General features: G+C 76.5%; 9 protein-coding genes, 1 pseudogene and 1 riboswitch. Of the genes and pseudogenes, 1 reads left to right on the top strand and 9 read right to left on the bottom strand.

Features of this window, described 5'->3' with window-relative positions:
• Positions 1 to 165: 165 nt before the first annotated feature.
• The 7 genes from ACH4TG_RS29105 to ACH4TG_RS29075 all read right to left on the bottom strand — a co-directional run bounded on the left by ACH4TG_RS29105 (position 166) and on the right by ACH4TG_RS29075 (position 6,241).
• On the bottom strand, positions 166 to 432 hold the full coding sequence (locus tag ACH4TG_RS29105) for a ferredoxin (RefSeq protein WP_398245517.1): 267 nt from the start codon (positions 430 to 432) through the stop codon (positions 166 to 168).
• Complete coding sequence (locus tag ACH4TG_RS29100; RefSeq protein ID WP_398245516.1) at positions 429 to 1,724, bottom strand: NADH-ubiquinone oxidoreductase-F iron-sulfur binding region domain-containing protein; 1,296 nt, start codon at positions 1,722 to 1,724, stop codon at positions 429 to 431. The genes ACH4TG_RS29105 and ACH4TG_RS29100 overlap by 4 nt, the downstream gene beginning before the upstream one ends.
• The gene (locus tag ACH4TG_RS29095) at positions 1,721 to 2,506 is read right to left on the bottom strand and encodes a ferric reductase-like transmembrane domain-containing protein (RefSeq protein ID WP_398245515.1); all 786 of its coding nucleotides are present in this window, start codon (positions 2,504 to 2,506) and stop codon (positions 1,721 to 1,723) included. The genes ACH4TG_RS29100 and ACH4TG_RS29095 overlap by 4 nt, the downstream gene beginning before the upstream one ends.
• A gap of 1 nt (position 2,507) precedes the next feature.
• Complete coding sequence (locus tag ACH4TG_RS29090; protein WP_398245514.1) at positions 2,508 to 3,500, bottom strand: FAD:protein FMN transferase; 993 nt, start codon at positions 3,498 to 3,500, stop codon at positions 2,508 to 2,510.
• The gene (locus tag ACH4TG_RS29085) at positions 3,497 to 4,051 is read right to left on the bottom strand and encodes a hypothetical protein (protein WP_398245513.1); all 555 of its coding nucleotides are present in this window, start codon (positions 4,049 to 4,051) and stop codon (positions 3,497 to 3,499) included. The genes ACH4TG_RS29090 and ACH4TG_RS29085 overlap by 4 nt, the downstream gene beginning before the upstream one ends.
• 145 nt (positions 4,052 to 4,196) lie before the next feature.
• Positions 4,197 to 5,561: an ATP-binding protein gene (locus tag ACH4TG_RS29080; RefSeq protein WP_398245512.1), complete on the bottom strand. Its 1,365-nt coding sequence runs from the start codon at positions 5,559 to 5,561 to the stop codon at positions 4,197 to 4,199.
• Entirely contained in the window at positions 5,558 to 6,241 is a 684-nt protein-coding gene (locus tag ACH4TG_RS29075; RefSeq protein ID WP_398245511.1) for a response regulator transcription factor, read from the bottom strand. The genes ACH4TG_RS29080 and ACH4TG_RS29075 overlap by 4 nt, the downstream gene beginning before the upstream one ends.
• A gap of 202 nt (positions 6,242 to 6,443) precedes the next feature.
• Positions 6,444 to 6,659: riboswitch (cobalamin riboswitch) on the top strand.
• A gap of 160 nt (positions 6,660 to 6,819) precedes the next feature.
• Between ACH4TG_RS29075 and metE the strand changes: the two genes are divergently transcribed.
• Complete coding sequence (metE, locus tag ACH4TG_RS29070; RefSeq protein WP_398245509.1) at positions 6,820 to 9,138, top strand: 5-methyltetrahydropteroyltriglutamate--homocysteine S-methyltransferase; 2,319 nt, start codon at positions 6,820 to 6,822, stop codon at positions 9,136 to 9,138.
• 177 nt (positions 9,139 to 9,315) lie between these two features.
• Here metE and ACH4TG_RS29065 read toward each other — a convergent pair whose 3' ends face one another.
• A complete protein-coding gene (locus ACH4TG_RS29065; protein WP_398245508.1) occupies positions 9,316 to 13,245 on the bottom strand; it encodes a kelch repeat-containing protein in 3,930 nt (1,309 codons plus the stop codon).
• A 52-nt stretch (positions 13,246 to 13,297) separates the two neighbouring features.
• Positions 13,298 to 13,548: pseudogene (locus ACH4TG_RS29060) on the bottom strand (hypothetical protein); the annotation flags it as partial.

Raw genomic sequence — 13,548 nt, 5'->3', positions numbered from 1 at the left:
ATGCTGGTGTTCGGGGACGCGGGCGGCACGGACGAGCCCGTGCGGGTGCCTGGCTTCCACCCGTCACCATATGAGCGAGATCTGCCGGTTCGGGTGCAGCCAACGGGTCGCACCCGCCCGGTCAGCCGGACGGCGGCAGCCCGCAGGGCCCTCCGCGGACGCGGCCTACCCGGCGGACCGGCCGGAGGGGGTCCGGTCCGACGCCAGCTGCTCCCGGTCGCCGCGGTCGGCGGGCCGCAGCCGCAGCGCCAGCACCGGGCAGGCGGCGACCGCCCGCCGGGCGTGGGCGAGCAGCGGGCCGGGCACGACGGGGTCCCGCACCACGGGGTAGCCCCACTCGTCCAGGCCGATGCGCTCCGGCAGCAGCTCGGCGCACAGGCCGTGGCCGTCGCACGCGGCGAAGTCGACGGTCAGCTCGTGGTCCGCGGTCATCGCCAGCCCTCCTCCGCGGCCACGGCACGACCCGCCGGGACGGGCAGCACCGGCGCGTCGCCGGCGTGGGCGCACGGCCCGTACCGCAGGTGGCGGTCGACGTCGCCGGCGAAGGCCCGCAGCGCCGAGGCGGCCAGCCGGGCGGCACCGTCGGGGTGGCGGCAGGCCCCCCGGCCGGGCAGCAGCCCGAGCCTGCGGTCGAGCCGCTCCATGAGGTCGGGGCCGGGCCGCCCCCACGCCAGTTCGGCGAAGTCCTCGGCGACCGAGGGCACGCCGAACCTGCACGGCCCGCACTGGCCGGCGCTCTGCGCCCCGAGATAGGCCAGCACCCCGGCCGTCTCGGACAGGCCACAGGCGTCCTCGGGCAGGGCCACGAGGACGCCCGCGCCCCGGGACTGGGCCACCGGGTCCAGCGGGACCGGCAGCCAGCTGCCGAAGAAGCCGCCGGCGAGCACCGCGCCGAGCCGCCGCGTGGGCCCGCCGGCGGCGGCGAGCGCCTGCCGCGCCGAGCCGCCCATCGGGACCTCGTACACGCCCGGATTGCGGACCGCACCGGAGAGCGTCACCAGCGTGGTGCCGGGCGCCGACTCGCTGCCCAGCTCCCGGAACCACCCGGGTCCGTGGCGGGCGATGAGCGCCACATGGGCCAGCGTCTCGACGTTGGCGATGAAGGTGGGCCGCTTGCCGACCCCCCTCTCGAACGGGCGCGGCGGGGTGGGCGCGGGCCGCGCCCCGCCGCCGTTGAGCCAGCTGACCAGGGACGTCTCCTCGCTGGAGACGAAGTGGTGGGGCAGGGTGTGGACGCGGACCTCGGCCGGATCCAGCCCGGCCCGCCGCCGCTCCTCGACGGCCCGGACCAGGCCCTCGGCCTGCTCCGCCCTGGTGCGGGGCAGGCACAGGTGCACCGTGCCGGCGCCGGTCGCGGAGGCGGCCAGCACCGCGCCGTCCAGCACCAGGTGCGGGGCGAGCGCGAGCAGCGTCTCGTCCTTCCGGCTGGCCGGCTCGCTCTCCATGCCGTTGGCGACGACGACCGCGGGGCCGCGCTGCCCGGCGACCGTGCGCAGCTTACGCCCGGTGGGGAATGCGCCGCCGCCCCGGCCGGTCAGCCCGGCCCGCTCGACGTCGTCCGCCAGCGCGCCGCCGGCCCGGCCGGTGGGGGCGGGCCCGTGGCGGTCGAGGTGGTCGCTCAGGCCGGCGGGGCGGCCGGTGGCGTACCAGCCGCCGAGCAGGCGCACGCCGTGGGGGACCGGCATCTCCGGTGCGGCGAGCGCGGTGGTGGCCTCGGGATTCACGCGGCGGACCCTCCTTGTGGGGCAGGGGATGCGGACGGCGGCGGCGCGGCGGCCGCGCCCGGGGTGGTGGCCGTCGAGGTGGCGGCCGGGGCGGACGGGAACGTGGCGGCGGCGCGGTGGGACCAGCCGGGCTGCAGCGGCCCGGTGGCCAGGAACACGGCGAGCAGGACCGGGACGATCCCGGTGGCGGGCACCGCCCACCAGCGGATCCGGCGGCTGTGCCGCCCGGCCCGCACCAGCCGCCACCAGACGGCGCCCAGCACGGCCGCCATGCAGGCCGCGTACAGCACCAGTTGCGGGGTGAGGCGGGTGTCGGTGCCGGTGCCCGCCGCGTGGAAGAGGGCGACCGGCCACGACGCGTACGCCGCCCAGTGCACCGCCTTCCACGTCCGCTGCCCGATCCGCTGCCGGAACGCGCTGGTGACCGCCACGGCCAGCAGCAGGTCCACGGCGACCGCGCCCAGGCCCACCCACAGCGGCCGGTACGACGAGGTCAGCGGGACGACGGCGGCCGTCCAGCCGATGTGGGTGAAGCTGTCGGCGATCGCGGTGACGATGTGCAGGGCCAGGAAGACCAGCGTCATCAGCGACAGGTTGCGGTGGAGTGCGGAGACCTCGAACCTGCCGATGTTGCGGGGCGCGTAGCGTCCGGCCGACAGCACGCCGACCACGACGGTCAGCGTCAGCAGCACGAGCGAGACGGTTCCGGCGGCCCGCGTGGCGTACCACAGCGGGCTCGGGCCCGACGACGCGAGGACGACGGCCGAGTGGGCTGCGCTCATCTCAGGTGCCCTCCAGGACGTCCGGCTTCCGCTCCGCTTCCTGCCGCTGCTCCAGCGGCCAGCCGTTGAGGTAGGCGACCGCCCCGTCGACGCCGGCGAGCCGGGCCGGCAGCCCGGTCTCGCGCAGCCAGTCCAGGGCGCCCTCGCCGAGGACGATCGCCGCCGTGCTGGCGGTGTTGGCGTCGACGCAGTCGGCGGCGGCCACGCTCACCGTGCGCCACACCGCGGGGGCGCTGTCCCCGGTGGCCGGGTCGACGATGTGGTGGACGGTGCGCCCGCCGCGCTCCCAGGTGCGTACGGCCGTGCCCGAGGTGGCGAGGCCGCCGCTGCGCACGGTGACGACGGGGGTGTGCGGTCCTGCGGGTCCCGCGTGGTCGTCGGCGACCGCGATGCGCCAGCCGCCGTCCGGTGCCGGGCCCGCGGTGGACACGTCGCCGCCGAGGTTGACCAGCACCCCGCAGCCCGCCGCGGCGGCCGCCGCGCGGGCGGCCCGGTCGGCGGCGAGCGCCTTGGCCGTGGCGCCCAGGTCCAGCGCCGCTCCCGCGGGCAGGCGCACCAGGCGCAGCTCGGGATCCCAGGCGATCGACCGCCATCCCTGCGCCGGGCGGAGCCGCGGCGCCGGGCCGGTCCTGGCGATCCGGGTGAACGTCACGTCGTAGCCCAGCGCGACCGCGGCCGGTCCCACCGTGGGGTCGACCGCCCCGCCGGTGACGCGCGCGGCGCGCATCGCGACCTCGATCGCCTCGGCCAGCAGCGCGCCGACCGGCACCGGACGGCCCGTCCCCGCCGAGGCGTTCACGCGCGCGAGTTCGGAGTCGCCCCGGAACCGGCTGCACGCGGCGTCGATGGCGGCGAGTTCCGAGTGCAGGACGGTCAGGGCGATGCCCGTGCGGGAGGCGTCGGTGGTGAGCAGTTCCGCCGTGGTGCCGAGGGCGGGGAACGAGACGCGGTCGGTCGCACCGGTCCGGCCGGAGAGCCGGGGGGTGGAGGTCATGATCCTCCCGTCGTGGTCTGCGGAGGCTGCGTCGTCGGGGCCGGGGCCTGGGCGGGCGGGCGCAGACCGGTGGAGGGCTTGGGCTTGGCGGGCTGGGGCTTCGCCGGCTGGGCCGGGCGGGGCGCGGGTGCCGCCGGCTTGGCGGGCTTGGCCGCGGGCCGGCTCGGCCGGGCGGGCGTCGTCGCGGTGTGCGGCGCCTGCGCCGGCGGATGGGTCGGGGAGGCCGGGGCCGTGGTGGCACCGCCGGACGGCGTCGCGGCCGGAGCGGAACCCGCGCCGCCGGACGGAGTGGCCGCGGGCGTGGTGGCGGTGCCGCCGGACGGCGTGCCGGCCGGCGTCTGCGCGGGGGAGGGATGCGTCCCGGAGCCGCCGGGGATCGCCTGCGCGTACCCCGCGCCGAGCGCCGCGGTACCCACGACGGCCGCCGCCACGGCCCACATCGTCGTCGTCCGGACCCGGATCCGTCCGCGGTCCCGCCGGCGCGCCGCCTCCTCGACCGACAGGTCGGCGTTGCCCTGGGGGAGCGGGGAGCGGTGGCGACGGTGGCGCATGGTGCGGATCTCCTCACGGCGGACGACGGGGTATGCCCACCAGCCTGCCGTCCGCGTCGTCGGGAACCTGTTCAGGGAGTCCTCAGAACTGGTTAAGGCCACTCCCACCGAACTCGGCAAATCGTCCGAAATCCCACGTCGGACGTTATGCGAGCGGGAGTTCCATGACGACGGTCACACCTCCGCCCGGGGTGTCCTCGAGCCGCACCGACCCCCCGTTCGCGGTGAGCAGCCGGTGCACGATGGCCAGCCCCAGCCCGGTCCCCGACGCCTGGGGACTGCTGAAGCGGTGGAACGCCGTCTCCTGTGCCGCGGCGCTCATCCCCGGCCCGTCGTCGGCGACGGTGAGGAGCACCCGGCCCTGCCGGGCCCGGCCCTCGACACGCACCGTCGCGCCTTCCCCGACCGCGTCCAGGGCGTTGGCCAGCAGGTTGTCGAGCACCTGCTCCAGATCGCCGGCGCCGAGCCGGGCGGTCAGCCCGGGACGGCAGCGGGCCGTGAGCCGGACCTGCCGCTCCTGCGCCACCGGGGTCCAGGCCGCGAGCCGGTCCTCGACCACCTCGTCCACCCGCACGGCGACCGGCCGCGGCACGGCGTTCTCCGCGCGGGCCACCGCCAGCAGCCCGTCGACCAGGCGCGAGAGCCGGGTGATCTCCTGCTGCGCGGCGGCGAGCTCGGTGGCCGTCAGCTCGTCGCCGGGGGTCTCGGTGGCGAGCATGTCGAGCCGGAGCCGCAGCGCGGTGAGCGGTGTCCTCAGCTGGTGCGAGACGTCGGCGATCACCGCGCGATGCCCGTGGATCAGGGTCTCCATACGGGCCGCCATGGTGTTGAAGGTGGACGCGAGCCTGCGCACCTCGACCGGGCCCTGCCCGCCGTCCGCACGGACGTCCAGCCTGCCCTCGCCCAGCTCGCGCGCCGCGCTGTCCACGGACCGCAGCGGCCGGCCGACCCACCGCGCCAGGACGACGGCCAGCAGGGCCCCGGCGACCAGGCCGCCGACGCCGATGCCGGCCAGCCGCGCCCACATCTCCGCGATCCGGTCGTTCGTGGGATCGGCCGACCGGGACAGCACCGAGACGCCCACCGGCGAGGACGTCTCGCCGACCGGCACCGCGACGGCCAGCCGGTCGTCCTGCGTGCGGGTGACCGTCCCCGCGTGGGCGAGCACGCTGCGGGCCATGGCCGCCCACTGCTCGCGGGTCTCCGCGAACTGAGCGGCGCTCTGCTGCGGGCACGGCGTGGACGCCACCTCGCGCCCGGCCGCGTCGAAGACGGCGGCGCAGGCGCCCGGCTCGGTGCCCCGGACCAGCATGCGCCGCAGCGACGCCGCGCTGCCGTGGTCGGACAGGTGCTCCTCGGCGGCGGCGGCCAGCGCGCGATCGGCGTCCTCGGTGCTCTGGCGGAAGGACGCGCGCTCGCGGTCGGCGAGCGACAGCCCCAGGGGCACGACGGTGAGCACCAGCAGCACGGTGACCAGGGACATGACCGCAAGGGCGATGCGCCGGGTCATGGCACGTCGGGGGGATCGGCCCGCGGGTCCGGGGTGCCGAGCCGGAACCCCCTGCCGTACACCGTCTCCACCAGACCGGGCCTGCGCAGTTTCCGGCGCAGGCCCGCCACGTGCACGTCCAGCACTTTCGTCGGCCCGTACCAGTGGGTGTCCCAGGCCCGTTCCAGGATCTCCTGCCGCGTCACCACCCGGCCCGGGTCCACGGCGAGCGCCTCGAGGATGTCGAACTCCTTCGGGGTCAGCGCCACCTCGCGCCCGCCGACGGTCACCGTGCGGGTCCGCAGGTCCACGGTGAGGTCGCCGTGGTGCAGCACCTCGGGCTCGGCCGGCCGCACCCGCCGCAGCACCGCGCGGATCCTGGCCAGCAGCTCGGCCAGGCCGAACGGCTTGACCAGGTAGTCGTCGGCGCCCTCGTCCAGCGCGGCCACCCGGTCGCCCTCCTCGCCGCGCGCGGTCACCACGATGATCGCCATGTCGGACCGGCCGCGCAGCGTCCGGCACACCTCGACGCCGTCCATGTCGGGCAGTCCCAGGTCCAGCAGCACCACATCGGGGTCGGGCGACGCCAGGAGCGCCTGCTGACCCGAGGCCGCCGCGGCGGTGTCGTACCCGGCCCGCTCCAGGCCACGGACCATCAGATCGGCGATTCCCGGGTCGTCCTCGACGACAAGCACCCGCATCCCCCCATCGTAGGTCTGCGACCGCTGCGAACTGCGGATTCCGCCCGGGGCGAGCCGTGCCCCGGGCGGCGGCGCGCGCCGCGCCACGACGGCGGGGCACGCGCGCCCGAACCGCCGCCGGCCGTGCCCGCGGCCTCACCGGGTGAGGGGCGTCACCGTCCCGGATCGTGGACGTCGCCGGACGGCGGCGGGGGCGCGGTCCTAGGCTGGAAGGGCAGCTGGTTCACGCCCGCCGGCCAGGCGGGTGTGTCGCAAGAGGGAACCCGGTGGGAATCCGGGACTGCCCCGCAGCGGTGAGCGGGAACGACCGCCGTCATACGCACTGGGCCGCAATGGCCCGGGAAGCGACGGCCAGTAGGTGTCCTCGACGAGGACGTGCCCGCGAGTCCGAAGACCTGCCACCTGCCCGTGTGCGCCCGGTGCGCCCGCGGAGTCCCGGTGACCTCGAGGGCGGGTCGGCGTACGAAGCACCAGCAGTCCGGCGTGGCGCGCACGCCCGCATCGCTCGTGCCGCCATCCCTTCGCGCTCTCGTCCCGCCATCGGGACCTCAGGGATCCATCTCGCGAAGGAGATCTCCGTGACGACCAAGCCCGCAGCCGCGGCAGCACGGGCCACCGTGTACGGCTACCCCCGCCAGGGCCCCCGGCGGGAGCTGAAGAAGGCGATCGAGGGCTACTGGAAGGGCCGCGTCAGCGCGGACGCCCTGCGCTCGACCGCCGCCGAACTGCGCCGGGCCACCTGGCGCCGGCTCGCCGAGGCCGGCATCCAGGAGGTGCCGACCGGCGACTTCTCGTACTACGACCACGTGCTGGACACCACCGTGATGGTCGGCGCGATCCCCGACCGCCACCGCGACGCGGTCGCCGCCGACCCGCTCGACGGCTACTTCGCCATGGCCCGCGGCACGCAGGACGTGCCGCCGCTGGAGATGACCAAGTGGTTCGACACCAACTACCACTACCTGGTGCCCGAGTTGGGGCCTGACACGGTCTTCTCCGCGGACCCGGCCAAGCAGGCGGGCGAGGTCCGCGAGGCGCTGGCGCTGGGACTCGACCCCCGGCCGGTCCTCGTCGGCCCCGTCACCTACCTGCTCCTGTCCAAGCCGGCGCCGGGCGCGCCGGCCGGCTTCGAGCCGCTGACCCTGCTGGACCGCCTGCTGCCGGTCTACGCCGACGTGCTCGCCGACCTGCGGGCCGCCGGGGCGCCGTGGGTGCAACTCGACGAGCCCGCCCTGGTCCAGGACCGCACGCCCGCCGAACTCGCCGCCGCGGAACGGGCCTACCAGGTGCTGGGCACGCTGACCGACCGTCCGAAGCTGCTGGTCGCCTCGTACTTCGACCGGCTGGGCGACGCCCTGCCGCTCCTGGCCGCGGCACCGGTCGAGGGACTGGCCCTGGACTTCACCGGGTCCGCGGCCGGCAACCTCGACGCGCTCGCCGCGGCCGGCGGGCTGCCCGGCAAGCGGCTGGTCGCCGGGGTGGTGAACGGGCGCAACATCTGGGTCGCGGACCTGGAGAAGGCGCTGTCCACCCTGGGCACGCTGCTCGGGCTGGCCGACCGCGTCGACGTCGCCGCCTCCTGCTCGCTGCTGCACGTGCCGCTGGACGCGGCGGCCGAACGCGACATCGACCCGCAGATCCTGCGCTGGCTGTCCTTCGCCCGGCAGAAGACCGCCGAGATCACCACGCTCGAAAGGGGCCTGGCCCAGGGCACCGACGCCATCGCCGCCGAACTGGCCGCCAACCGGGCCGCACTGTCCGCCCGCGCCACCTCCCCCCTGACCCGCGACCCGGCCGTGCGGGCCCGCGCCGAGGCCGTCACCGGGGCCGAGACGCGCCGCCCGCAGCCGTACGAGCGGCGGGCCGCGGCCCAGCGGGAGCGGCTGGGCCTGCCGGCGCTGCCCACCACCACCATCGGCTCCTTCCCGCAGACCGCCGAACTGCGCGCCGCCCGCGCCGATCTGCGGGCCCGCCGGATCGACACCGCGGGCTACGAGGAGCGCATCAGGAAGGAGATCCAGGACGTGATCTCCTTCCAGGAGAGGACCGGCCTCGACGTGCTCGTGCACGGCGAGCCCGAACGCAACGACATGGTCCAGTACTTCGCCGAGCAGCTCACCGGCTACCTCGCGACCCGGCACGGCTGGGTCCAGTCGTACGGCACCCGGTACGTGCGCCCGCCGATCCTGGCCGGCGACGTCGCGCGGCCCGGCCCGATGACCGTGCGCTGGACCTCCTACGCGCAGTCCCTCACCGGCCGCCCGGTCAAGGGCATGCTCACCGGCCCGGTCACCATGCTGGCCTGGTCCTTCGTCCGCGACGACCAGCCGCTCGGCGACACCGCGCGGCAGGTCGCGCTGGCGCTGCGCGATGAGGTGGCCGACCTGGAGGCGGCCGGGACCTCGGTGATCCAGGTGGACGAGCCGGCGCTGCGCGAGACGCTGCCGCTGCGGGCCGCCGACCGGCCGGCGTACCTGGCGTGGGCCACCGAGGCGTTCCGGCTCGCCACGTCCGGGGTCCGTCCGGAGACGCAGGTCCACACCCACATGTGCTACGCCGAGTTCGGCGACATCGTGGAAGCCATCGACGACCTGGACGCCGACGTCATCAGCCTGGAGGCGGCACGCTCCCACATGCAGGTGGCCGGTGAGCTCGCCGCGCACGGCTACCCGCGGGAGGCCGGGCCCGGGGTCTACGACATCCACTCGCCCCGGGTGCCCGGCGCCGGTGAGGCGGCGGACCTGCTGCGCAAGGGACTCGAGGCCATCCCCGCCGAGCGGCTGTGGGTCAACCCGGACTGCGGCCTGAAGACCCGGGGCTGGGCGGAGACCCGCGCCTCCCTGGAGAACCTGGTGGCCGCGGCCCGCACGGTCCGCGCCGAGCTGCCCCCGTCCTGACCCGCCGGCCGGGAGGGACGCCGCGCCGCCCCTCCCGGCCCCGTGGGTGCGCCGCCCCGTCGTGCACACCGCACGGCCGCGCAGGCGCGGAGAGCCGGAGGGGCTCCCGGGCGCAGTGTCCCGGGAGCCCCTCCAGCGGTGCCGGGCCGGCCGGTCCCGAGGACCGGCCGGCGGCGGTCAGCCGGCGGCGACCACCCTCATCGTCGCGGCGAGCGCCGGCACGGCGTACGGCGAGTCCGTGCCCACGGTCAGCCCGCTCGTGTAGGTGCCGGCCTGGTCGGCCCGGGCCGCGTCGAACGTGACCCGCACCGTCACCGCGGCGCCCGGGGCGACCGTGACGCCGTGCGGGGCCGACAGCCAGGCAGCGGCGCCCGAACTTCCGCAGTCGCCGTATCCGGGCAGCTGCTCGACGCCGGTGAGCGGCGCGTTCGCGCCGTCCGCGCCACCGACGACGTACAGCCCGCAAGCGCCGCTGCCGCGGTACGCCAGCGTGTTCGCCGCCGGGAGGACCGACCAGGAGTCGGTGGCCGGGTCGTACTCCTCGGCCTGGTTGGTCAGTTGGCCGTCGGTCACACCGCCGACCACCTGCAGCCGCCCGCCGGAGGAGGCGGCGGCCATCGCCCAGTTCGGGTAGGGCAGGTCGGCCCGCGCGGTCCAAGTACCCGCGACCGGGTCGAAGGCGTAGGTCGCCACCGACTCCGCGCCGCTGACCGGATCGGTGCCGCCCGCGCAGACGACCTGGCCGCCGATGCCCGCGCAGGCCAGCCACGCGTCGGTGACCGGGTAGTCCGCTACGCGGCTCCACGTGTCGGCCCGCGGGTCGTAGACGTAGGTCGCCTGCGACGCCGGGACGCAGTTGCCGCCGCAGCCGGCGACCACGTACAGCCGGCCGCCGAGCACCGCCGTGCCGCCGGCGACGACCCCCGACGGGAGCGGCGCGACCGAGGACCACGTGTCGTGCTGCGGGTCGTAGCGGTGGACCGCGGCCGAGGCGCTGCCGGTGCCGTCCCAGCCGCCGACGACGTAGATCCGGCCGTCGACCGCCTCCACGCCCGGCTTCTCCAGCCCCTGCGGCATGTTCGCCAGCCGCTGCCAGCCGCCGGCGGCCGGGTCGTGGACCAGGGCCTGGAACAGCAGGCTGCCGCCGTCGGTGCCGCCGAAGGAGTACACCTTGCCGTCGAGCGTGACCGAGCCGCTGTCCATCACCGGTCCCGGCAGGGCGTCGGCGGTCGTCCACGCCGTGCCGCCCGGCACGGTGCTGGCGCCGGCCGTAGCGGTCGAGCCCGCGGCCGCCGCGGCACCCTGGGTCCTGCCGGCGACCAGCGAGCCGCGGGTGAAGTCGCCGCCGGAGTGCCGGACCGGGGCGCCGCTGCCGGCCGTCCCCGAGGCGCCGGGGTGCGAGTCGGGCGTGAACGAGCCGTCCTGCCCGTCGAGGACGACGTGGACGGGGGCGGTGCCGGTGTTGCGCAGCGTCACCGTCCTGGTCGTGGACCGGCCGGGCTGCTGGGTCACCTGCAACGGGCCGCCGGAGACGCTGATCCGGCCGGCGCCCAGCCGCCAGTCCTTGACCGTGACCCCGTCGCGGGCGACGGCGGTCGTCGCGGTCGCGGCGGTGTAGGCGCCGTCGGTGACGCCCAGCGTGGTGCGGCCGGAGCCGTCGGCCGCCGAGGCGGGCGCGAACAGCTCGTAGCCGCCGCCGGCCGTGGTGGCCGCCGGGGTGCCGGCGACGCTCACGGTCGCGCCGGAAAGCGCCGTGCCGGTGTTGCCGTCGGTGACGGTACCGGTCACGAGACCGCCGGCGGTGGCGTCGCAGGAGCGGTCGCCGACGAAGACGTCGTCGACCTTCCAGAACCAGGAGTGGACCGCGTCGTAGCGGAACCGGATCCGCACGTCGCTCTTGCCGGCGGCCTGCGGGAGCGCGACGACCTCGGGGCCGGTGGCGATCGTGCGGGACATGTGCCAGACGGAGCTCCAGGACTGGCCGCCGTCGACGCTGACCTCGACGTAGGCGTTGGAGTTGTACAGGGGCGACATGAAGGAGTTGGCGAAGGAGACGATCGGCGTGGCGTCGCCGCTCAGGTCGAGCCGCGGCGATACGAGAGCGGTCGTCTCGTGTGTGGAGGTGCCGCCGTTGCGGGAGTCGACCTCGGCGAACTGGCCGGTGCCGCCCGTGTCGTTGCCGTAGCCGCCCGGGTCGTCGAAGCGCCAGGTGACCCCGGAGCCGCTGTCGTCGGTGACCGTCCAGCCGTCCTGCGGCGTGGCGCCGGCCCAGCCCTCGAAGCCGGTCGTGGTGCCGTCGTAGCCGAAGCGGTAGCCGGGCGCGGTGCAGACGGTCGCGTCCACCGGGAGCGCCACGTCGTGGCGGACGTCGCGGGTGCCCACCGCGACGCTCCCGTCCGCCGCCTTGTAGCCGGGCAGCGTCGACGAGACGTGCAGCGTGTACGTCCCGTCGTCCGGCAGCCGGACGGTGTACCGGCCGGTGGCCGGGTCGGTGCGGACCGCGCCGCCCGGGTAGCCGTCGACGGTGATCGCCGCGGCCAGCGGCCAGCCGTGGCCGGACGCGTCGGTGACGGTGCCGGACACGGTGTGGGTGGGCAGGGCGTGCAGCGTGAAGGAGTCCTTCGCCGAGCCTCCCGCGGTGACCTTGAGAGGGGTGGTGGCGGTCGTGTAGCCGAACTGCGCCGCGGTCAGGGTGTAGGTGCCCGGCGCCGGGGCGAGGGTGAAGCCGCCCGAGGCGCCGGTCGTGGCGCGGTAGGTGCGGCCGTCCGCGTCGGTCGCGGTCACCGAGGCGCCCTCGACCGGCCCGGAGGCCGTGCCCGAGCCGGCGCCGCGCACCGTGCCGGTCACCAGACCGTGCGGGCCCTGCCGCAGCGCGCCGACGCCCGCGGGAGTGCCGAGCCCGGTCGGCCCGTCCCAGCCCGTGCGGGCGTTGCAGAGCTGGTTCCCGCAGTAGCCGTCGGAGCCGGCCGTGACGTCGGTGAGGTCGGCGGCGTCGGTGTCGGCGTACGGGTACGTCACCGGGTAGGTGCCGGGCGTCGGGGTGCCCGCGAGGGCGTACATCGCGGCGACGAGCGGTGCGGACAGCGACGTGCCGCCGTACCGGGCCCAGCCGCCGACCGCGGTGGAGTTGTAGAGGCCGAGACCGGTGGCCGGGTCGGCGACCGCGGAGATGTCGGCGATGGCGCGGCGGTCGCAGCCGGTGTCGATGCCCTGCTGGTAGGCGGGCTCGGGCTCCGACGCGGAGCAGCCCGAACCGCCGGAGGCCCACGCGGACTCGGTCCAGCCGCGGGTGCTGCCGGCGTCGCGGTTCAGCGTCGTCCCGCCGACCGCGACGACGTTCCCGTTCGACGCGGGCCAGTTGACGATGTTGCCGTAGTCGCCGGTGGACGCGGTGACCGCGATGCCCGGGTGGTCGTAGTAGTGGTCGTACACCGCCGGGGTGCTGCCCTCGCCGGGAACGCCGTAGGAGTTGGAGATGGCCACCGGGTGGTGGGCGGCGGCGGTGTCGGTGGCCTGGCCGAGGTCGTCCAGGGCGGGCGAGTCGGCCTCGACCAGCAGGAGGCGGCAGTTCGGGCACGCGGAGGAGACGGCGTCGAGGTCGAGCGCGGTCTCGATGGACCAGCCGGGGTTCTCCGGAGGGAGGTTGTGGCCGCCGGTCTGGTCGAGCTTGGTGAAGCAGCCGTTCGCGGTCGTGCACGCCGGGAGGCCGTACGTGCTGCGGAACACCGCCAGGTCCGCCTCGGCCGTCGCGTAGCCGCCGGCGTCGACGATGGCGACCGTCGCGCCCTGCCCACCGGACGGCAGGTCGTACGCGGCCCGCACGTCGTCGGGGGTGAGGGAGCCCGCGGGCGGGGCGGCCGAACCCGCGGCCAGGGCGCCGTGGGTGTTGGTCACGCCCATCAGGTCGCAGGTGGCGTAGGGCGCGTCGCCCTCGCGCTCGGCGGCGGGCACGGGTTCGGCGCATGCGGCGGGCCGGTAGCCCGCCGTGCTCTGCGGTCCACCGCCTGCGGCGGGCGACGCCTGCGCCGGGACGACGGCCGTCAGGCCGAACGCCGCGGCGCAGGCGAAGGCCGCCCCGGCGGCCCACATCCGTATGGGTCTGTGCATCGGACTCCTCACAAAGGTGCGTCGGCCGGGCCGACTCGGGTAGGGGCGCGGATCAGACCGGCCGGTACTCCACTCCGGCCTTCCGCCGGGGCGGGCGCGGCGACTTGGCGCCCTGCGCCGGGGCCGGTCCGGCGGCGGTGTCCCCGGCCGCGTCCCCGGCCGCGTCCCCGGCGGGCCCGCGGATCGGTCCGGTCGCCGAACCGTCCGGCGGCGGGCCGGGCGGGTCGGCGCCCGGCGGCGCTCCCCCGGCGGGGTGGGCGCCGGTGCCCGAGGTCCTGGCGGCAGGTCCCGTTCTGTCCCCGC

Origin of the sequence: Streptomyces sp. NPDC020917 (assembly GCF_044333795.1) — a bacterium.
GTDB lineage: Bacteria > Actinomycetota > Actinomycetes > Streptomycetales > Streptomycetaceae > Actinacidiphila.
The sequence above is the reverse complement of the archived record's forward strand: the minus strand, read 5'-3'. Positions and strand labels throughout refer to the sequence as shown.